22 protein-coding genes and 1 riboswitch are annotated in these 21,522 nt (G+C 42.3%); of the genes, 5 read left to right on the forward strand and 17 right to left on the reverse strand.

Going from position 1 to position 21,522, the window contains the following annotated elements; genetic code table 11:
- Positions 1-70: 70 nt before the first annotated feature.
- From EKG38_RS17700 to EKG38_RS17715, 4 genes are all read right to left on the reverse strand, one after another.
- Positions 71-1,045, reverse strand: coding sequence for a transposase (locus EKG38_RS17700; protein WP_126521551.1), 975 nt, complete (start codon positions 1,043-1,045; stop codon positions 71-73).
- A gap of 175 nt (positions 1,046-1,220) precedes the next feature.
- A complete protein-coding gene (locus EKG38_RS17705; RefSeq protein WP_126521553.1) occupies positions 1,221-1,700 on the reverse strand; it encodes an SLATT domain-containing protein in 480 nt (159 codons plus the stop codon).
- Positions 1,701-1,822: 122 nt separating this feature from the next.
- The gene (locus EKG38_RS17710) at positions 1,823-2,743 is read right to left on the reverse strand and encodes a DUF2971 domain-containing protein (RefSeq protein ID WP_126521555.1); all 921 of its coding nucleotides are present in this window, start codon (positions 2,741-2,743) and stop codon (positions 1,823-1,825) included.
- A 623-nt stretch (positions 2,744-3,366) separates the two neighbouring features.
- Positions 3,367-3,936 (reverse strand): histidine phosphatase family protein, encoded by a 570-nt coding sequence (locus EKG38_RS17715; protein WP_126521557.1) that lies wholly within the window; start codon positions 3,934-3,936, stop codon positions 3,367-3,369.
- Positions 3,937-4,149: 213 nt separating this feature from the next.
- Between EKG38_RS17715 and EKG38_RS17720 the strand changes: the two genes are divergently transcribed.
- The gene (locus EKG38_RS17720) at positions 4,150-4,911 is read left to right on the forward strand and encodes a substrate-binding periplasmic protein (protein ID WP_126521559.1); all 762 of its coding nucleotides are present in this window, start codon (positions 4,150-4,152) and stop codon (positions 4,909-4,911) included.
- Positions 4,912-5,007: 96 nt separating this feature from the next.
- On the opposite strand, the gene EKG38_RS17725 is transcribed toward EKG38_RS17720, so the two are convergent.
- The 6 genes from EKG38_RS17725 to EKG38_RS17750 all read right to left on the reverse strand — a co-directional run bounded on the left by EKG38_RS17725 (position 5,008) and on the right by EKG38_RS17750 (position 10,454).
- A complete protein-coding gene (locus EKG38_RS17725; RefSeq protein ID WP_126521561.1) occupies positions 5,008-5,883 on the reverse strand; it encodes an AraC family transcriptional regulator in 876 nt (291 codons plus the stop codon).
- A gap of 66 nt (positions 5,884-5,949) precedes the next feature.
- Complete coding sequence (locus tag EKG38_RS17730; RefSeq protein ID WP_126521563.1) at positions 5,950-6,168, reverse strand: hypothetical protein; 219 nt, start codon at positions 6,166-6,168, stop codon at positions 5,950-5,952.
- Positions 6,165-7,391: an FMN-binding protein gene (locus EKG38_RS17735; RefSeq protein WP_126521565.1), complete on the reverse strand. Its 1,227-nt coding sequence runs from the start codon at positions 7,389-7,391 to the stop codon at positions 6,165-6,167. Before EKG38_RS17735 ends, EKG38_RS17730 begins: the two co-directional genes overlap by 4 nt.
- Before the next feature lie 84 nt (positions 7,392-7,475).
- Complete coding sequence (locus EKG38_RS17740) at positions 7,476-7,784, reverse strand: VcrB family reductive dehalogenase putative membrane anchor (RefSeq protein ID WP_126521567.1); 309 nt, start codon at positions 7,782-7,784, stop codon at positions 7,476-7,478.
- Positions 7,784-9,307 carry a 4Fe-4S dicluster domain-containing protein gene (locus tag EKG38_RS17745; protein WP_126521569.1) on the reverse strand — a complete coding sequence of 508 codons (1,524 nt, stop codon included), beginning with the start codon at positions 9,305-9,307 and terminating at the stop codon, positions 7,784-7,786. Before EKG38_RS17745 ends, EKG38_RS17740 begins: the two co-directional genes overlap by 1 nt.
- A gap of 37 nt (positions 9,308-9,344) precedes the next feature.
- Positions 9,345-10,454: a tetratricopeptide repeat protein gene (locus EKG38_RS17750; RefSeq protein ID WP_126521571.1), complete on the reverse strand. Its 1,110-nt coding sequence runs from the start codon at positions 10,452-10,454 to the stop codon at positions 9,345-9,347.
- 555 nt (positions 10,455-11,009) lie between these two features.
- Here EKG38_RS17750 and EKG38_RS17755 point away from each other — a divergent pair.
- From EKG38_RS17755 to EKG38_RS17770, 4 genes are all read left to right on the forward strand, one after another.
- A complete protein-coding gene (locus tag EKG38_RS17755; protein ID WP_126521573.1) occupies positions 11,010-11,921 on the forward strand; it encodes a LysR family transcriptional regulator in 912 nt (303 codons plus the stop codon).
- Between the two features lie 128 nt (positions 11,922-12,049).
- The gene (locus EKG38_RS17760; protein WP_126521575.1) at positions 12,050-13,480 is read left to right on the forward strand and encodes a reductive dehalogenase; all 1,431 of its coding nucleotides are present in this window, start codon (positions 12,050-12,052) and stop codon (positions 13,478-13,480) included.
- 12 nt (positions 13,481-13,492) lie between these two features.
- Entirely contained in the window at positions 13,493-13,768 is a 276-nt protein-coding gene (locus tag EKG38_RS17765; protein ID WP_185826897.1) for a VcrB family reductive dehalogenase putative membrane anchor, read from the forward strand.
- An 818-nt stretch (positions 13,769-14,586) separates the two neighbouring features.
- Positions 14,587-15,516, forward strand: coding sequence for a SphA family protein (locus EKG38_RS17770; protein ID WP_246033207.1), 930 nt, complete (start codon positions 14,587-14,589; stop codon positions 15,514-15,516).
- Positions 15,517-15,626: 110 nt separating this feature from the next.
- On the opposite strand, the gene EKG38_RS17775 is transcribed toward EKG38_RS17770, so the two are convergent.
- From EKG38_RS17775 to EKG38_RS17805, 7 genes are all read right to left on the reverse strand, one after another.
- On the reverse strand, positions 15,627-16,523 hold the full coding sequence (locus EKG38_RS17775) for a helix-turn-helix domain-containing protein (protein WP_126521579.1): 897 nt from the start codon (positions 16,521-16,523) through the stop codon (positions 15,627-15,629).
- A gap of 275 nt (positions 16,524-16,798) precedes the next feature.
- The gene (locus tag EKG38_RS17780; RefSeq protein WP_126521581.1) at positions 16,799-17,464 is read right to left on the reverse strand and encodes an energy-coupling factor ABC transporter ATP-binding protein; all 666 of its coding nucleotides are present in this window, start codon (positions 17,462-17,464) and stop codon (positions 16,799-16,801) included.
- A gap of 47 nt (positions 17,465-17,511) precedes the next feature.
- The gene (gene cbiQ / locus EKG38_RS17785) at positions 17,512-18,279 is read right to left on the reverse strand and encodes a cobalt ECF transporter T component CbiQ (protein ID WP_126521583.1); all 768 of its coding nucleotides are present in this window, start codon (positions 18,277-18,279) and stop codon (positions 17,512-17,514) included.
- A complete protein-coding gene (locus EKG38_RS17790; protein WP_126521584.1) occupies positions 18,276-18,836 on the reverse strand; it encodes a NikL family nickel/cobalt ECF transporter subunit in 561 nt (186 codons plus the stop codon). Before EKG38_RS17790 ends, cbiQ begins: the two co-directional genes overlap by 4 nt.
- Positions 18,829-19,434: a cobalt transporter CbiM gene (cbiM, locus tag EKG38_RS17795; RefSeq protein WP_126521586.1), complete on the reverse strand. Its 606-nt coding sequence runs from the start codon at positions 19,432-19,434 to the stop codon at positions 18,829-18,831. The genes EKG38_RS17790 and cbiM overlap by 8 nt, the downstream gene beginning before the upstream one ends.
- Positions 19,435-19,443: 9 nt before the next feature.
- On the reverse strand, positions 19,444-20,214 hold the full coding sequence (locus tag EKG38_RS17800) for a DUF4198 domain-containing protein (protein WP_126521588.1): 771 nt from the start codon (positions 20,212-20,214) through the stop codon (positions 19,444-19,446).
- Positions 20,215-20,311: 97 nt separating this feature from the next.
- A riboswitch (cobalamin riboswitch) is annotated at positions 20,312-20,499 on the reverse strand.
- A 279-nt stretch (positions 20,500-20,778) separates the two neighbouring features.
- Complete coding sequence (locus tag EKG38_RS17805; RefSeq protein WP_126521590.1) at positions 20,779-21,516, reverse strand: LuxR C-terminal-related transcriptional regulator; 738 nt, start codon at positions 21,514-21,516, stop codon at positions 20,779-20,781.
- Positions 21,517-21,522: the final 6 nt, after the last annotated feature.

The raw sequence follows: 21,522 nt of genomic DNA on the forward strand, positions 1-21,522 counted from the left end.
AACCGAAGGCGTGACTGATTTGTCGGGTAAATGACCTTGAGGAGAAGAAGTTAAACCACAGCAAGATATGTCAGCTATGCCAGTATCGACAACTACTAGCATTAGCTATACGCTTTTTATCAAGGTGCTCACAATAACGTGTTAACTCTTCTAGCGTACCTACCGGACCTTTAAAGAGATATTTGAATTCACTGGTTACTTTAAGCCAGTTTTCAAGCGGAATATTTAGTCGGTTTAGTATCTTCACCGTACCGGGTTTAATCGCACCACGCTTATCATCACGTATTACTCTTCCGGTATCATCAACCAGCTCTAAGTAATCTTTAATATCAAACATTAACCCATTAGGCATATTTTTACGTTCATTGCCTACAAATGGCAGCAGTACATCCGATTGCAACCCTTTGAACGCTGCTTTGATTCGGCGCTGTATACTGGTGAAATCAGAGTGCTCTGGCGTATCAGCCATATTGGCTCTGATTGGATTGAGGTCAACATAAGCCATGCAAGCGAGCACGGCAGCTTCGTCGAGTAGTGCCTGGGACTTGAACCTCCCCTCCCAAAAACGCCCAGTGCAGTTGTCCTCTTTATTGGCTTGCCTCGCTATAGGCTCGTTAAGTGCACGCATAAACCAACTTATATCCATCAACCTGCGTCGGTATTCTGCTATCGTCTCGTTGAGCGTTTCAATCTCATAAGACTCAATGGCATCACCTTTAGCGAACTTTTGTGTCAGCAATGTACCTTTGAACAACTGATGCCATTGATTTACCACATCGATGCTTGTCCAAGCTTGCGCTAATTCTGAATCTATTCTCAGCACGATATGCAAATGATTCGACATTACCGCATAGGCTGCAATATCGATGGCAAAGACAGACGTTAACAGTAAAAGTCTATCTTCTACCCACCCTCTCCTATGCTCGAAAGATTGGCCAGAGTAATTATCTATTCCGCATAAAAACGCCCTTCTCACCGTGCGGCTCACACAATGATAAAAGGGCGTATCTTCCAAACTGACCTGACTAGAGCGAGGTTTAGGCATCCTTGCCTCCTGAAACATCCAAAATCGAATCTTTCAAGTGTAGAAGTCAATGCAAATGCTCGCCAACTAACATGGGTGGCCCATTAGTTACCTCTAATAATGGGCTGAAAATTGTTTGCTAAAATGTTGAGGAACGAAAACAGAAAACTGTTTTTTGTCCTCATTTATTAGCTTGTTATATGCTATATGCATTATTATCATCTTGTGTTTCTGTAGAAGCAGCCTTCCAAGCAAAACTCATTGCTGATGGCGACTCCTTAGTTAATTGATCGCTTCGTTTTCTAATATCATCAATTTTATTCTCAAGAACAGAAGCCTCAGGAGGAAAATTGATTATAAATTCAATCTCTTTCTTGAGTTCTCCAAAATGGCCGCCTGCTAATCGGTGTAAATCGGCTTTTTCTGAGAACTTCAAAAATGTTTGTATTGAAGCTAAAACGGCTGCAAAAACGCTAATAAAACCTGGGATTAATTTATATTGCGCGGACAAATCCGAAAACGTTAGAGCCCCAGCTATAGTTGCAAGGACAATAACGGGAATACCAACCCAGTAATTTAACTTTTGGCATAGAACCCCTGACTCATTTTGAGCTATTTGAGCTCTTTTGAATCGAGCTCTCCATTTTTTAAGCATTTTTAATTGTGCTTCATTCACTGCTGACTCCTTTTAAGCATATATCGCCCAAATAACAGGCTAAGTAATGGTTGGCTAAAATTGTGTAGCGAAGCGAAACGTAGCCAACTGTTACGTGTCCTTGTTAATTTTCTTGTTAGGTTTTATTTACCAATACGGTTAAAACCACGAATATAACTCTCAAGTGTGCCAGCATCAGCAAACATCCTTAAAGGGTTATTTGATGCAGCATTATCCATATCTTCTTCGGTTATTAAGCACCATGGACAGAATTCGTTATACTCTTGGACTGGCTCCTTACAACTATCACAGTAGCTTTTACAAGCAATTATATTGTCTTCATTGAAAGTATAAGTGTTCAGGTTCTCATCAAGAAAATATTGATTTGAGCTACTTTTTCCTATTTTTGCTTCAAGATATTGAGAATCAATTTCGGTACAAAGTTCTTTAGCCTTTTCTTTATATAAAGGCTTGGTTAAAGAACCTGATATGATCGCTGTAACACAATCTATTGGTATATAAGCGATCATATTTTCATTAATAATTGAAACGTCATCCATTGAAACAACTAAGCGCCTCTCTGATTCATAATTCCAACATGAGTGCTTAGTAAAGTAGGCTGCATTTTGTACCCCATTTCTGAGGAACATCATATCGCGAGGCTTTCCCCTTCGGTAAGCCATATTAAAAGTACCATTCAGTTCAGTTCTCGGCGTGTCTTGGTATACAACATCTCCTAAATTAGCATCCTTTAAATACTCTAGAAGCTTTTCTTCATCAACTTCAACCACAAACCCCTTTGAATTATGTGCATAGTGCGCCCACATAGGAGCAACTATTGGAGAATTTGAAAAGCAAGTTGTAGGGAATTGCTGGATCTCCCGAACGACTTCATTATAGAAAGCGATGACTTCATGGTCATCTTCAAAGTTGATTGTTAAAAATAATTCGTAAGGATCATTGTAATCTTTTGGGAAAGAGAACTTAAAACCACAATAGTCTTCTTTATTAAAAGCGACTTCCAAAATATCAGGACCAATATATTTATAAATCTTTTTAGTCATCCATAACTCCAATGTTTGCCATAAAACCTAACAGCTTATTCACTAGCAGCACGATAACGTTCTTTCCTGCTTGAACAGTTAGGTAAAGCTACCATCTACAACTCATTGCTGCAAAAGGATTATTTTTTGTTTCGTGAACAAAAACACTAAAAACTGTCCGGTAAAAAGATGCGTGGGTGTTTATGAGGTCTGCATAACACTTTTTAGTAAAGACTAACCTATTGATATTAAGGTATATAATAAATCACTGCCGTGTTATCGATGCGTCAAATGCATCGATATTGCACAACAATCTTAAGATTTAGTTATAACTGTGCAAAAATACAGTCAAATTGAAGGAAAGACCTTCTTGTGAATAACCCAGTGTAGATGCGGCTATCCTTACAACAATGTCCCTATCTAAAAGCCAGTTCAGCATCCATGCTTCTCGTTCGTTAGCTTGAATCTTTGCTTCTCTCACCGTCTCGCAGACGTATCTGCACATAAGGTCGTTCTTTCACATCTTGTGATTACGACATTGGTGCATCGATGCACAGCACTCACCGCTGGTGATAGATAACAATGAAGGTATAACCTTCAAAAAACTATCTAATACCAACTCAACCAGAAGCTAAAGCGGGGTTTTAGATTAAAGCATCGAGCTGAAAGTTTTGCAGGTTAAATTCGATGATTTCGCAATTACCCGGGAGTAACTGGCGGTTGGACCAAGCTTGTTCTCCGGCGAAGAGATTTTGAATGACTCGTAACCATTCCCCATGGCCGATAACTACCAGGGTTTTCACATCTATGTTAGATAATCCGCGCAAGAAGTGCTGTACCCGACTCAATACATCGGTAGCAGATTCGGCCCCCTCAATCTCCATCTCATTGCCAACGAAACGACGTTCGTAAGCCTCCCATAAACCGAGAGATTCACTATTATGCAGCCCCTGTAACTCACCAAAGCATCGCTCACGCAATAAGGGGGACGATTCAATGGGTAAATTCAAGTTATGGTTGGCTAAGGTCGCCGTCGTCATGGCACGGCCCAGATCGCTGGTGAATATCAGATCAGGATGATGAGAGGCTAATTGAGTGCCTAACCGTCTGGCTTGACACTGCCCCTCCAGAGTTAAGTGACTATCGAGATGACCTTGCAGTTTCCCCTGTTTATTCCATTGGGTTTCACCGTGACGACAAAAGAGTATTTTCATTCTTAACGTGGATCCTGGAACGGGTATTTAGACAGGCCTTGAACACTCAATTTTATCACCAAGCTCATCTCCTATGCTATGGGATAATTCACAGTGTTTTCAGAGTTTTTTGTTGACTTAAACTACAAGTGGAGGCCACCGACACAGGCTCAATCATGCCAAATTTACTTGCTATACTTAGACACATCTATCTAAGGCGATGGCAGGACAAGAATGACAAGTTTGCGAACCCGGCATCTTACATTGCTCTTTCTGTTGTTATTTTCACCTCTATTTCTTCCCTATACGCAGGCTGATGAATATACTTTCGCCTCTATTGAGTTTGAACCATTTGGTTATGTTGAAGATGGGGCCATCAAAGGCATCATTCCAGATATTGCAAGAGCCATAGCCGATGAAGCGAATATACAGATTCAGATAACGTTATTACCCTATTCCCGCGTGGTTAATTACATTAAAAACGGCAACGCTGACTTTGCCATATTTAGCCGAAATTCTGATAATGATGATGAAGTTGACTACATCTCTCTGCTATTCATACAAAATGTCATCCTGTTAACAAAGAAAGGAAATCCACTCCTGAGCCATGAAGAGATCTATGATCCGGATAAAGTTGCTAGCATCGGTTACCTAAGAGGCACTAATTTTTGTCCCGAAATATTACTGGACGATAGGCTACTAACCTACGAGCTAAAGGACTTTACTCAGGGCTTAAAAATGCTGAACTCGAATAGAATTAGTGCGTTTCTGACAATTGATAATACGGCTCTATATGAAAGCAAAAAACTCGGCCTGCAGTCGTCATTCGAATTCCCGGGATTAAGCCTGAAAACAATCGAAGCCTGGCTACAAGTCCCAAAGCAAGGTCCGACTGATAACCCGCTCCCGATAGGTAAAATTCGCTCTGCTGCAGAGAAACTCACGACAGAGGGAAAGGTAGACAAGATATTACAACAGTATTTAAAAACGAATTGATATCAATCTTCATGGTGTTGACCATGAACCGATACCGTTGTCGCATCTAAGACTTGGTCAATTGTTTCGCCTAAGTCCATTATTTAGCAAAAGATGCTATTTGGAATTATGGAATAAACATAGGTTCCGAAACTCTTTAGGCGTCAAACCACTGTGCTTTTTAAAAAATTTTGTCAGGTTGGTTGGTTCACTGAATCCTAACTTCTGGGCAATAGACGCAATCGGATCCTGACTGTATGCCAATAGCCTTTTAGATTCTAAAACCGCATATGAATCGATCAACTCCTTTCCTGTTTTCCCGGTATTTTCCTTGGCAATTTGGTTCAATTTCTTTGTCGTAACGCCCATCATATTTGCGTATTTTTCAACAGTACGGGTATACACATAGTGAGTCTTAATCAGATCATGAAACTTGCAATAATCTGATGAATAGTGAGCGTGGCTATTTGATTCAAAGGATGATTGATGCTGTCGAACCAATGTTTTTAATATTAACGTTCGTAAGGAGTTACGGATCACCTCTTCGCTTAGATTACTGTGCAGGTTTTTGTACTCCAACCATAACTGCTCAAAGAAGAAGCTGCAGGTTTGTTCTTTTTCATGCAAAAAATTAATCTCTTCAAAAGCCGATCGGATCCTGCTTTTATAAGGGTCATCATTACCATAAAACAAAATATTGTCACAAAATGGTATGATGTAACCGCGAATACTTGGATTATATTCAAACCTATGCGCCTGATATTTCGATATAAACAGTATTGTACCTGGTCTTATTTGGCACACTTGATGATCGATATAATGCTTGCCGCGTCCATGGGTAATATAAATAATGGCATTAAAGAACAGACGGTGGGGATCGGTAAACAAGCCTCTCTCATAGTTACTATAAAAATCCTGCATCGTATGCATGGCAAAGTCAAAATCAATTTTTGACCGTGGAAACTCGACACCGAATATCATATCGTCACTCATTACATTCCCATTTATAACTCATTTAATACACTCGCAATGCATCAGCTACTGTTGCTAACAGAAATGTTACTTCGTTTGCTCTTCAAACTTTTCTGCCCACTCTTTATAATTAATCGCGTCATTAACTGGTACCTTTGAGCTTGTAGAATGCTCTGAATAGGTAGCAACAAAGAGTGGCGTGTTACTCGCTTCCAATTGAGTCAAGTGATTGACCCTTAACCCAAGGTGAACACACACAAACACCGCTGAAACAATGTAAAATATGAACAGCAACTTCTTCCTCATTTAGACACCTCACTGCGCTTCACTTCTGAACCAACCATCTGATTAGTTAGAATAATTTGTCTTTTTAATCGCTGTTTATTTAATACTGACTTAAACCATTGCCTGTTGAACCGAATAAAATCTGTCATTGGATTCATCGGGCAAAGGGTTCTGCACCAAGGTCGTTTAACAACCAATGAGGTTACGATTGTTATCGTCGTTAAAACAAAGAGATATATTGAACCTATCATGCCAAACATGATGCCGAATGGTTCATATGAAAATGACGCCGGATTGCGGTAATAGAGGCCTAAACATAAAGTTACCAGTAAGAGTCCCCTTGGAAACCATTCAAAAAAAACAGGTGTTAAACTTATCGTTTTTGTATTGCCAAGCTTTGCCAAACACTCCTGTGTCGCCCCAAAGGGACAGAGAGTATTGCAATACACGTTCTTATTCGTCGCGATGATGTATAGGATCACCAGAGAAAGTAAGATTATCGAGGTATAGTTACCCAGTCCGGTAAGCCACGCCCCAGAAATAAGGATCCCCATTGTCGATGATGAAAATAAGCTAGAGGAGTAAAAACCAAATACACACATAGAGGTGAGCAGTAATGCCCAGTTAAACATACTCTTTTTGCGATGACGTGTTTTGTTTACCAAAATAGCCATCGTAAACATCGCAATAGCCAGCAGATCCAGCCATCGAAAATGAGAGATGGGCTTTTCATTCTCAGCCCGATTAATACCGAACAATTCGAATCTAACCGGATCTGCTGCCCGTTTAATGGCCTCTGTTAATGCATTGGTCGATACAGTCGCCCCACTGACACCATCAATTTCGAAGTTCGATTTGATATTTTTTCCAAGTAACTTCTCCATCAAATTTGATTGGATGACCTTGTCCAGATAGGAGCTGGTGTCCTTAGATGATAAGACAGCGATTCGTTGAATATCCCCCAGTGAAGAGACTGTTACTGCAACCTCAGTCATGCCCCCGTAGCCAATGCCACTACCAAGACCGATATACTCGACCGGGTTAAGCTTATTCAGGATCCTCCCTTCATATAGGCGGTCATCGATCTGATTTAAGAGATCTCCATTAATCAACAACTGATCCACCATACCACTCTGGTTATCGGTAATTCGGGTACTTCCACCATACCAGGCCAGTAGTAAGAGTATCACTGACACGATACTGGCAACTTTTTTCCAGAAGTCGCTGCGTTTCTTGCTATACATAAAACCTCTCAAAGCCCTGAAATCAAACTCAGGGCTCCGGTTATCAATGTGGTGACAAGGATTTTGACACCGGGGGATATTGCGTTATTGAGGATTCGGTTTTAACAGAACCAGCACTTTAAGTATTGCCGCGCCACCGATCACCAATAGTGTCCCGACAAAACCCAGAACATACCAACCGGCGTTGCCTTCATTTTCGCCCAGCAGTGTAAATGCACCGGCAATGGTCAAAATAAAACTTAACCACCAAAATCCCACGACTGACCACCTCCACCAATTCATCCCTAATTGATATTCTTTGGCCCATTGACTCGCCCCTGTAAACACCAAGACCTGAATTGCACCTAATACCATCCAAAACAGTGGATCCAATAGCGTTGATTGCGGAAACATTAGAAACCCTCCCAGTTGCCGTCATATTCCCAAGTCTTCTCGACTTTCAGATACTCTTCACTTCTCATCCACTCTGGTGGCTGATGGTAACTTGCAAAATTGCCACCACTCCACTCCGGATGAAATGACTCTGCATCGGGGTAATAGAAGAAATTATGCTGCATCGCTAATAATGCATTACGTGTAACGCCGGTAGGATCCCTGGGTTCTGCCTGTTTAACTAAGGCATGTATCCAGTTATTTTTTCGGGTATACGGACATACAGCAATACAGACACGACAGCCTAGACCACTCGGGGTCGGCCCTTGATTCCAGAATCTCCAACAACCATCTTGGTTAAATGCGTACTTCCGTATACCACGAACCACATCATCGGGTTTATCAGCTTTGCTGATGGAGCCACTCGGACACGCATCTGCGCAAATTTTGCAACTTTCACAGAAATGTTTCATGTTCAGATCTATCGGCTTATCGTGTTCCAGATCCAAGTTAGTGATCACAGCCGCGAGGCGAATGTTGGGCCCCACTTCAGGCGTCATCAAGATCCCATTGCGCGTCGACTCACCAAGACCTGCAAGCATGGCCAAGGGGGGCATAATCACTTCATAACTGTTACCGGGGAACTGTGGACGAGCGGCATACCCTAACTCTCCTAAATAGGCTGCCATTAATCCTGATGCCATCTTGGCGCGATAATAGGCATCATAGGAAGTTGAATAACCGACCGCGGCATACATAGGGTCCCAGTTCATCGGCACGCCAAAAACGATGACATTCTTCCAGTGTTTTGGGATCTCATCTCCCCATTCGGGCATGCCACGCATCATGTTTTTAAATACGAAATTACTATCAAGCTTAGTGATACCCACCAGACTCATACCGAACTTGAATGCCATCTGTTTAATCAACTTAGAAGCATGCTCAGGCGATTTAAATTCCTTCGGTTCTCTCTGCACCCACTTGAAATCATCCACATCGGGATGCTCTGTGGGCTCAGGTGGGAAATCCGCGTGTAAACCTTTGCTGTATGCGCCTGAATAGGCCCAGGCAAGAGCGAATCTGTCACGATGCTTTTCAATGTTATTGTCATGTTTTACTTTTTCGCTAAATGACAGCAACATCTCTTCCCAACGTTTCGGGTATTTTTCGTAGTATTCTCTCACCCTGAGATCTGGAATTTGAGTCCAGTCTTCACTGGGTTCCCAGCCCCCTTTTATCGATTTAACCAGACTAAATGCACGATTAAACAGGTAGTCTCCCCACTCTGGTCGCTCAATATTCCCTACCACCTCCATTGTTGGCGGAAAATCCACCTCAAATGCCTCGCGGTTAAAATACATATCCTTACCGGCTTCCGTTCTTCCCCAGCCAATATTGGCATCGGGATCTCTGCCAAGTACGAACCCGGCACCGGCACCGGCGCCTACTGTGGCCGTTGCTGCGGCAAGTCCACCCAACTTAAGGAAGTTTCGGCGTGAACTGTTAGTCGTTGCCTCATCTCCGATCTGTGCATCATCTTTCATCAATTACCTCTGACTATTACAATTTTATTTACTGTTTTTATTGAATATCCACCATCACAATGGCTTGTTTTTTTCTAACCTCATCCATTTGACTTCGGTATTTATCTTTAAATTGGGTAGAAATTTTTGATAATTGAGACATGGCCATCTCGGCTTGTATCCATCGCTGTGTGTGAAAATTCGCGAGAAAGAGATGTTCCAGAGACCAGGCGTCGTGAGGATCGAGTTCAAGCAAAACCTTAAGGTCAATCAGCAGAGGTTCCCATTGGCCATCGGCAGCGAGCGCCTGAGCGCGAATCGCAAAAATATCGATATCTTCGGGTCTGGCCTCTAAATATTCACAGAGCGCCAAGATAGCCTCAGGATACTGTTGATTTTGATGTGCCCAAATACCTCTTAAACGACTCAGTTCGATACTTTCTATTTGATTATTCTTGGCGCGATCTAACCAAACCTTCGCCCTCTCAAGTTGCTTGAGTGCCAAGAAGCTGCTTATGGCAGTGACATAGCAGGCGGTGAGTGTGGGGTCTATTTTGTAAACCTGAATACAAGAATCTATGGCCTGTTCGAACTCACTTGCCTGATAATGACAACCCGCTAGATTTTGGAAGCCCCCAACAAAGTCAGGCGCTAATTTGGTACATTCTGTAAAGCATTTAACCGCTTGTTCAGTATCACCTTGTGTTAATCGGATATAGCCGAGGTGAAAATGCCCCAAATAATTTTTTGGACTATTGCTGATGGCGTTATAGAAGGCTATTTCGGCTTGCTCACTCTCGCCTAAGTGTTGAAGAATGATCCCCCGCTTGATGTCAAATTCCGCAGCGTCAATATGATGTTTATTATTTATAACCAAACTTAAGGCAAGCTGATAAAGTTTGGTTGAGATAAGTGAGTTAAATAAGATATTTATCTCGTCCTCTGCAAACCTTTGCTCTTTAAACACATCATTAAGCACTGCACTGAAGGCTTCATGCTCAATCCAATCAATGTATTGAGGATTAGTTGTTGTATTGATATTACCAAACTGATTATTAAGAAAGACGACTTTATCATTTAGTGAATCAACAATAGATTCATTACATTCAAACTCATGAGTTCTTTTTTGTAAAAAACCAAGCAGTTCTAACCATTTATTATCTATCACTCATCCGCCTTTACCACAGCATGAAATTTATAGTTAACATAATAACCATTGTGGCAACGGGCAAAAGGTTCAATTAAGTCGAAAAATGATAGATATGTGCCAAACCATAAAAATATGAAGCAAGACTTCAAACTGGTAATTTGGAGAAGCGGCTCACACTTTAATGGTTAATATCGATATTTGACCAATCAAAAAAATTAAGCACTAACAGATAAATACGAGAAGACAGATAAAATAGTTCACCATCTTGATACGCTTAACGGCGGTAGGTTTTTTACCAGACACGGCGATGATTGGGAGGGCTCGATCACATTTAGTGATAGCCAGCATGAGATAGGACTAAAACAACCATTTTATGACACACCCCAACCTTTTTTGTCACAAGAGAAACCATTAGGATTTGCAATATCTACCACGCAGAATTCAATAAAGCTGTTAATCAACATCCTTAATAATGACGGCATGATGAATAAGAACGATTACAGACAGCGATTTATCATTAATTACTAAAAATCCATTATTAACAATTCTAGTAACTTCAAAAAGTTGGAATAAATGAAAACGGAAGATCTTGCCCTATTCAATACTGTAGCCGAATTTTCCAGTTTGACCGGGGCTGCACGAGTACTGAACATTCCGGTATCTAAGGTGTGTCGACATGTGGCACAACTGGAACAGCACTTAGGCACACGTTTATTTGAGAGAACTACGCGAAGCCTATCCCTCACCGATGCAGGAATAGAGCTTATTCACAGAAGCAAAAAGATTCTCACAGAAATAGAAGCACTTGAATTAAGCATAGGTCAATTGCAGGGGAATACATCGGGTACAGTCACCATCGCGGCACCACTGGATTTTATAAACTTGACCTGTAACGACATGCTGAATAAGTTTTATCAACAATACCCTGGTTTGCAATTAAAATTCATCTCCTACCAAAGTAGATTGAATCCAATGGAGGTTCAGGCCGATTTGATCTTCTTTGTCTCTCATAGTAATCCGCCGGATAGCACTATGGTAGGACACAAATTATCTACAATGAAACGTCTGTTTATTGCCAGCCCGGAATTTATAACCAAGAATCCAGAGTTGACTCATCCCAAACAACTGAGTAATTACCCATGTTTACTTTCATCAAAGGGAATACAACCCGGACATGTTTGGTTATGGACTGATGAGAATCATTCCAATTGTATTAATGTCGATGGACCTCTCGAATCAGAAAGCAATGAGCTTTGCATTTCCGCTGCAATAAGCGGCCAAGGCATCGCCTGGGTACCGAGGGAGATGTGTAACGAACAAATTAAATCCGGAAAATTACAGTTATTATTCGATGGAGAATATGGCACCGATGTTTATATGTGGTCACTATTTTCAAGCAGAGACTATCTCCCCCATAGAGTAAAAGTTGTTTTGGACTTTTTTAAGAAAGAGATCGGTATTTTATTGCAGCAATCGATTGAATAAACGTAGAAACTATATTCTTGCAAAAAGTAGAATACTTTTTTTCAAACAAACAAATACTCCCATTTAGGTATTAGATTTATGATCAAGCAGCAATTTCAGATTTAAATTGATACGTAATAAGGGTGAAAATGAAAGAACAAGAAAAAGAAAAAGATGAGCAGGTCATTGATCAACACAGGCGGCAACTCTTAAAATTAAGTGCAGGCACTATCGCTGGAGTCGGCGCAGTGGCCGGAGCCGGAAGCTGGATAAAACACAGAGTCGAAGGCGTCGAGCAAGATGGATATCCTGTTGAAATTTCGCCATCTTTTAAACGTAAAGATCAACGTGACGTCTTACTGACCTTTGCAGGCAGTAAAGCACTCGGCGAAAAACACCCTGAACGTAACTTGAGCCTAAGTAATGACGCTGACGGCCCTGCTAAGTCAGGTGAGAAGTCATTCAATTTTCAGAAAGGAATTTATCAATTCGCTACGGCCCATACTCGTGCGGATAATAATAAGGTCGGCTATACCCAACTCGATTATGCCCTGGAGCAAGCTTGCTGGCATGGAATGAATATATTAGCACCGTTGGAATCGATGGGTGTACCCAACCAAGGCACATTTGGCTGGGATCAATCTGAAGTCAAAAAAGAGAAATACCCATTTAAAGACTCGGTTGAGATATTGAGTGCAATAAAAACGGCAGCAAAAACATTTGGGGCGGTCAGAGTAGGAATTTGTAAACGTGATAAACGCTGGGACTATGATCCCTTGTATGATCTTACACAAGAGAAGACATTGACATGGGAGGAAGATTTTCCCTTCGAACCTAAAAGCGTGATCGTTATGCTGACCGATATGGATTACGATGCAATGGCAACGGCACCTATGATCCCAGCATCTGCCACTGCCGCTATGGGTTACACCCAGAACACGATTCAGGGTGGCGGTATGGCCAAGTTTTTAAGAGAGCTTGGATACATGGCTGTCGGTTCCGGTAATGACCTTGGCAGTTCGGTCTCTTATGCTATTGCAGCAGGATTAGGTGAAGGCGCCCGAAATGGCGCGCTTATCGCACCTAACCTTGGACCCAGAGTGCGAATTTCTAAAGTTTATACCAACCTTGAACTCGATGATGCGGCCTACGACAAACCAAGGGACTTCGGCATTCTAACCTTTTGCGAAAATTGCAAAAGATGCGCCGAGTCTTGTCCGGGCAATGCCATCAGTATGGATGACAAGCCTTCAATGAGTTCGACTTTTGCCGGCAGTGATGACCCAGACTACAACTGGCAAGGTCAACCAGGCATGCGCAAATTCCATAATGACGCCAAGAAATGCTTCAAGTTCTGGTGTGACAATGGGGGGGATTGCGGAGCGTGCATCGCCTCATGTCCATGGAATAAACCTGATTTCTGGCACCATAGACTCATTGATGCTTCAAATACCTTCACAGCCGGTCCGGTCCACACCATGATGAAGCAAGCCGATATTCTGTTTGGTTATGGTAATACCAATGATGAAAAAGCGGTTGAAAAATTCTGGCGTAGTGGTTTTAGTGGCGACTTTACTTAGAGGAAATTGTTAATGATGGGATTGATGTGGTATCTGTTAGGCATGGTCACTACCGGCGCTATTTGGGGTTACGTGTACCTTCAACGTCGCTATAATTTAAACTGGAAAGCCAATTTGGGCCTATTCTTCGCGTTTGCATTTGCATGGATTTGTATCGGTTGGTCCTGGGGATCCTTTGCCGAGGGTGAACCTCAATCGGGTGCTATGGGTCTGCTTAACTTCGGTCTTCCAGCCTTAATTTTGGCACTCTTTACCTGGAGAAAGTTCATTCAACCAGAAAGCAAATAAATCGTTATCTCCTTGCTCAGCTCTTCGGCTATCACCGGAGAGCTGAACGATACGGGAAATATATCTATTCCCGTACTCCTCCGTAAAAGGGATGTTTTGTGTCAATTAAAATTTGAATACACAATGAATTTGTCGCTTTGACATGTTATTTTAATCACATCCTCACCATTATTAGGTGCAGCCTTTCATTATATATCTTACCTCCCCCAGACTTAATCACTCCACAGATCATATATCCACATATCATATATCCTCAGTCCGCTAAGAAACCTACCACTCAATTATCTCGCCTGCGAACAACACCACCTTTATAAAAGACATTTTCAAACAGTAATTCAGCATGACACATTTACGATAGTGAATGAAACGGAACAGTTCAGCAAATTAAACAAAACTTATTACTACTCTTTATAGAAATGACTTTATCATCTTTTAGAATAACACCAACAAAAACAAATGACGCCACCCTCACAATTACAAACACTATGTGACTGACCTCGCCGAAATACAACGAGCAAGTAACAAAAACAAGAGCGCAAATACCCACACCTAAATAAAAAACAACAAAAAGCCTACTAAACCCCAAACTCACAAGCGTATATTATATTTTGGTAATTTGACCACAAACAATTACAACAGTACTGTTACAACATATAACCAAGGGGAACACAACACCAGGAACCACCGCCTGAACATATAAAATCTGAAGCGCAAGTTTCAAATGACAATTAAAACAACCAAGCTGAATTGTAAGAGTAATAATAGCTAAAACATTTAAATATAATAATTTAAAAACGAGTATATTTTGGAGATGAAAATTGAAAACTTTAAAAACTAAGCTGATTTATCTTGCTGGCATGACAGGCCTTATTTTAAATACCTGTTCTGCTGTTGCAGCGACATCAGGTTCGCATTACCCAATGGGAGGCGAAGGTGTAATGGCTGGTACACCGCCACCACCAGGCATGCATTATCGTATGTACAACACTTGGTACAATGCCGATACCATCAATGATGATCGCGGTGATGATTCTGGTTTAGATGTCGACTTAGATGTTTTTTCACAAGTACACAGAATCGTACACGTAACAGAAAAGAAAATCTTTGGGGCTAACTGGGCCTACAACGTTCTGGTTCCTATGGTCAAAACAGATATCTCGATAGCGCCTATCGGCGTTAACGACTCCAGTTCATTCTCTGTTGGCGACATAGTGTTAGAGCCGTTAGCCCTGTTTTGGTATCAGGAAAACTATGAGGCGGCACTTGGACTGGCACTTATCGCCCCGACGGGTGATTACGACTCAACAGATGCTGCATCTCCGGGCAAGGGCTATTGGTCAGGAATGATGACTCTGGGTGGCACCTACTATCTGGACTCAGAGAAATCTTGGTCAGTCAGCGGCCTGACCCGCACCATAATCAATGGAGAACAGGATGAAACAGATGTTCGTCCAGGTTCTGAATTCACTATTGAGGGTGGTATAGGCAAACAATTTATGCTCGATCATACCTGGCTTATCCGTCCCGGTATCAGTTATTGCGCGACATGGCAGATCAGTGACGACAGCCAGGATGGTCATGGCACCGTGGCTGATGAAAGAAAAGAGGGGTATGGCATTGGTGGTGAGCTGAACGTGCTGTATTTACCTTGGCTGTTACAAGGCAATATTCGCTACACCAATGAGTTTGGAGCAAAGAACATGACCGAAGGGTCATCGGTGGTATTTACACTGACAAAATCTTTCTAATTCAACATACCAGTAAGGCAACGTCATCACCGTTGCCTTCATCTTCTACACTCGTCAAGACGCCGTTTAATCACTCTCTTAAAGGAGTTGAGAATATCATTTAAGATGTTTTAACTATGTTTATGCGAGACAGTTAATCGAAACTCTTTAGGAGACATGCCGGTGTGACATTTAAAAAACTTTGTCATATTTGTGGGTTCATCAAACCCGGTTTTATAACAGATCTCTTTGATACTAAAGTCACAGTGCGCTAAATATCGCTTTATTTCCAATATTAAACGTTCATCTATAAACTGTCTCACCGTCATACCGGTAAACTCTTTACAGACAGAATTTAATTTTCGATAGCTGACGTTTAATTTTTCACAATAAAAATGTGACGTTCGCGATTCAAAAATCTTTTCATCAATCATTTTCTGTAGCTTCAAAAATAATGCATGTCCCTGATGGTCAGTCAAAAACATATTGTTCTTTGTTTGTACACGCTCAACAAAACTCAATAAAACACCGAGTAAGCCACGAATAATTTCTTCCTGACAGATGTCATCGGGCCGACTATATTCGTGATACATGATATCAAACAATGAGATCGCATCTTTTCTGGCATTATCCAGTTCAGATATGGGTAACTGAGGAGAGTTCAGCGCATAGTTAAACATTTTATAGTAGAGTTTATCACTCAAGCCTTTGATATTTTTGTTGATAAAATCTTCAGTAAAGTAGACAACATAACCTTGAGCAGCTTCATTTTTTTCAAAGGCATGTAACTGGCCTTTACAGATAAAGAATAATGAAGCGCCGTCATATTCAAAATTCGTAAAATCTATACTATGGGTACCTTTCCCACCGGTGAAAAAAACAATAGCAAAAAATGTGAGCCGGTGAGGAATGTAAGGTTGTACATTATACTGGAACTCTTTTTCGAAGAAGTCAGATATCGTGGTGACAACAAACTCTCCCTGACTAAAAGAGTTAACGAAATCAACATTAACTATTTCACCCTTCATAAGCTCCCCATTTATGTATCAATCAGTTGTTGACTTGAAACATCGGTATAAAATAAATCAAAATAAAACTTTCATCACCAGGTAGGTCCTGGAAACTCAAAACCCATAACAAATAATGATTTAAGATGAAAGCTATTGCGAAATGTCGACGTTTAGACGAATGTTAATATTTTAACACTTTTGGAGGGGGCATGTTAATTTGAGTTCACATAAAGACGAAGTATACAATTAAGTTCCATATAAGAAACTCTGTATTACACCTTTGAACAACCCCGCTAAGGCAAGGCAACCATGGTACCCAGAGTTAACTGGTACTCTTTATCTACCAGTTGCGCACAAATATTGGCATCATGGCAGATCAAAATCATAGGCAGCGACAGCTCCTTTAAAATATCAATCAGCCGCCGTGTATTTTCCGGGTCTAAATCGTTTGTCGGCTCATCTAACAACAATATCTCAGGTTTCATCGCGAGGACACTCGCCAACGCCACAACCCTTTTCTGGCCACCGGACAATTGATAAGTAATTTTATTCTCAAGGTGGCTAACATTAAGCTGCTTAAGTATTTTTCTGGCTCTAACTATTGCATCCGTTCGAGTTAACCCCTGGTTGAGCGGTCCAAAACAGACATCTTCAATTACGGTCGGACAAAAAAGCTGATCGTCAGGATCTTGAAAGACCATACCGATACGGGTTCTGAAGCGACTGAAATCAGCCTCTGTACGGCAAGAGTGGCCAAACAGGTGCACCTCACCTGAACTGACGCTTCTCAGCCCCATAATAAGGGAGAGTAAGGTACTTTTTCCGCTACCATTTATTCCCGATATCGCCACACTCTGGCCACTGTAGAGCTCAAAATCCAGCTTGTTGGCAGTGACACTTTCATCGGCGTGTTGGAAACTTACGCCCTTAAGCGCGATAAGAGGTGTTGATGATGGCATAGATACCTTATTTTAAGCGGCTGATTTTATAATTAAAACAAGCCACTTTATACGTTGAAAGAGCTAAGTGAGGTGCAAAATATTAAACAAATAAGGGAGAGGTATGCGGCAAAGTGAGCATACTCACGTTTGGTCACCGGTAAGTGTTCATGAGACAGGAAATGCCCCCGAAACCCTCTGCACTTCATCGCCTGTGAAATTCTATCGGCCCTATCGAAAGATCGCACCAGCAGCATACCGAACAGATAACCATAGCAGCGCCAGGTATGCATGGAGTTTCTGGCCTTAAACCCACGGACCCTCATTGATTGGCGTAATCGATGAAACTCCAGATACAAAAGCCCGATATACCGAACGGTAAATTGCATCAATAGCGCGAAACGTCTCGATACTCCCAGTTCCACCAATGCCTTGCCTAAAGTGAGTGCATCGACTCCTTCACAGAGTGCCATGACAGTTAGCATTACAATGTTGGCTTTGAATAAGATCATCAGAGCCATCAGACCACCTTCCTTAGTCGCCGTAAAACTCAAGATACTAAAGAGAGGCTCCCCCGGCACACTGAAAGGGATTAAGGCAACAGTGAATAATATCAAACAGTCCATTGCCAACAAGCGTTTAATCGTTTGCTTCACAGTCAAGTCACTACGCCACCACAGGTAAACCACCAATGCAATAAATAACCATAAGGTTAGCCAGCTTGTAGACAACACCGTTCCCATTGCCAGGCATACGATCAGCACGACCCTAAGCTTGGGAGGGATTGGTATAGACTTCTCACTGATGATTTTAGGGGCTAGCAGGGTCTCAATCATCCGCGTCTGGTTCTCATCAGAGACCAGAGCCCAAACAGCCCTAAGATATAGCCAATACCGCCCAAAATATCGTGCCAGCGAATATTAGCTTCATATTGATCCAACTGATTACGTAGCGGCTGAATGACTTTAACCAACGCGGCTTCATTTAGTACTGCACAAGTTTCACGATTCTTGAACCCTACCTCATCTTCATGCTCCGCCCCTTGCGTCTCAATCGTTCCGGCCGCAGACCCACTTAAATCAAGAAACTCATCCGCGCTAATGACGAACGTCGCGACATGACCCTGTCCGGCATTAGCTTTGAGTTGATAATCACCGGGCTGTGGCCTTTCGAATCTGAACTCGCCCTGTTCGTCTGCATTTGTGCTCGCCACAAGCTGTTCGCCCACCAATAATTCAACATTTGCTCCCTTGGCCCGATCCCCCCCACCGAAGTAGACTTCCCCGGCGACGCTTGTGCCATCAACCCAGGCAAAGACCTTAGTACGATGCGCCTGCGCCGTATTAACCAGACAGCAAGAGAGGATGAAAATCAAGCAAATATGTTTATACATTGGAATGGACTCCCTTGAGAATTTCAGGCTTAACCTGATTAATGAGTACGATAATAAAACCGGATATAACACCTTCCAGTAAAGACAGTGGAAGATTGCCCCAAAATACGACGTTTGCCGTTTTACTAAAGGCCTCTCCAGAGAGATAAAGAGATAACGACACCATAATGCCGGTTAATAATACCGCCCCACTACCGGCCAAAAAACCCAGTAACTGAGCAGGGATATGATGTCTCATTGGCCTTAACAGAGCGCCCACCATTACCGCCGGCAAGGCGATATTCAGGCAATTAACCCCAAGTACGACAATGCCTCCAAAACCGAAAAACATCGCCTGCAATATCAGGGCTACCAGCATGACAGGAAAAGCCAGCCAGCCTAATAACAGTCCGATTAACCCATTGAATATTAAGTGCACACTCGAAGGCCCAAGGGGCAAGTGAATAAGTGATGCGACAAAAAAGCAAGCCGAGAGCACGGCCGCAAAAGGAATTTTGTCATCATCGAGTTTTTTTAACCCCAGTATCGTTCCGGCTAAGGTCATGGCGATTCCGGCCACTAATACCGGCGTTGATAATACTCCATCTGCTATATGCATCTTATTTCCTTATTTCATATCCCGAACTTGCAACCAGATAACGCCTGCCTGCTCGTGCTGATATTGTTTACCTTCCAGCGTAAAAGGCTCTTCATCGGATACGAGAGCTGCAAGCCCCCACCAGCCTTCATGAGGTAAGGAGACTGAAAACTCTCCCGCGGCATTGGTACGAACCTCTATCGATGCCCATGCATCGGAAGGTAATGTCACGCCAGAGTCATTGTAATATTCCATTTCGACCGGGACATTTACTGCCGGTCGACCGTCAGTCAATACCCGCCCCGTGAACACACTATGGGTCCACAATGCAAACGGACGCGTCAGGGGAATGATCTCAACCGGTGTGCCTAACCTATGCTGCCACTCGCCCAGCGCCGCAAATGCATCGACGATAACTTTGGCGAATTGGGTGATCACCACCCCTTCAGTCTTATCCAGATAGGGCGACTGATTGGTAAAGAAGGTGTATGTTCCTGGCCTCTGAAGCTTCATATTTAATTGCCAACTCGTTTCCCCCCCATAGGTAATGGCTTTGAGGCGTTCGGAGAGATCCACACGAGTCTCATTAATCATATAACCCGTCGATACCGGACGTGCTATCGACATGGTGGGCCCTAGGGTCGATGGATGCGTAAAATGAATGGGAAAGTGAAGCTGACGCGAGTCTCCTGCATCAATCACCTGTTTTTCCGGGAACAAGGCTAGGAAATGTGCTGATACATTACACGAATAGAGGCAAATACTGATAAGAATGAAGCTTAAGGACAAGGTTGATTTCATCAAGGATAACCATAACGTTAATCTAAAATAATCTGAAATCTAACCTGAACATTCATCGATTGAATGTTAGCTGCCGACTGAGTGCTCCCGCCCAGATTCCAGTGTTGCCATTAAGGTGGGTTTCCTGACTTCTGGATCATCGCTCACCACACCTTCCCAGCCTGAGCCAGTGGTTATGCGGTTTGCTCCTCAGTTACAGTTGCGGGTACAGTCCGAAATTTTCATCCGGTTCCCCCTAATACCAATCGGTATAAGCCTTACGGCTCCTCAATGGGATCATTCTATGGCAGATGCATTTCCCCTTCACTGTGAGTTTTCACAGTAAATTTTGCGCCAAGTATAAAGTGAGAGCTGTATCACTGGTAAAGGGATAATAACGGTTGATAACAAAAGGAAAAATGACGCGTGAGCAAGAGTACAGTTATCCCAAGAAGAGCCACACTATTAGTGGGTAAATAAATAATGGATAAACGAAAGTCCATAAACTAAGCAAGGCTAGATCACCCCCTCTTATCCCGGAGCGAACTGTCAGCCTTATTCAGATCTTAGCTGTATGGAGGGTATTCAGATAAGGTAGCTGGTATTAGCCAGTTTTATCAGGTGAGCCATATTTCTGGCCGCTAGTGTCTCTTTTAACACATCGATATGATAATCGATGCCACGCTCGGTAAGATGGCATGATTCGGCAATTTCGGCTCTGCTATATCCATTTGAGAGTAGTGAAAGGATATTTCTGGATACGGGTTTAACGATATTAAAATCAACCAGAGGGTTGATCTCTCTTCCATGATCACTCGCGATTTTCATATGCAGGTATTCCAACTCCTGCACCAGGTTCGAGTGGTCGTTCAACAATTCATCCTTTATCATGTCGCAGTCGAGTAACAGTGAAAAGCGCCCGATCATTTCAGGTGAAAATGGACAAGGGACCGTGAAGGTCAATCTATGCTGGTAGCCAAACTTAATCATATCGATAAGCGGCGATGGCTTGCCCTTGATGTCACAATCATATTCCCAAAGGTGACAATCATTTTCTAACACCTGTTCAAAATTTTTGTCTTTGACAATCCAACGATTTCCCCAACAACGCCAGTAATTCAGCGCATTAGCAGAGCTTGCATAGATATGTTTTCTGCCAGCGACTTTTTGATGAACAATCGTCTTAGAGCTGTAATGAGAAAATCGGGGTTTGTGGTCAACCAAATCGATACAATAGGCGATATCTGATATTTGATATTTCTTACAAAAAAGCGTTAGCCTGTCGGCAATATCTTCCCGGCAATGATCATCAAGTTTATTCAAGAGTTA

This window comes from Shewanella canadensis (genome assembly GCF_003966225.1).
Taxonomy (GTDB): domain Bacteria; phylum Pseudomonadota; class Gammaproteobacteria; order Enterobacterales; family Shewanellaceae; genus Shewanella; species Shewanella canadensis.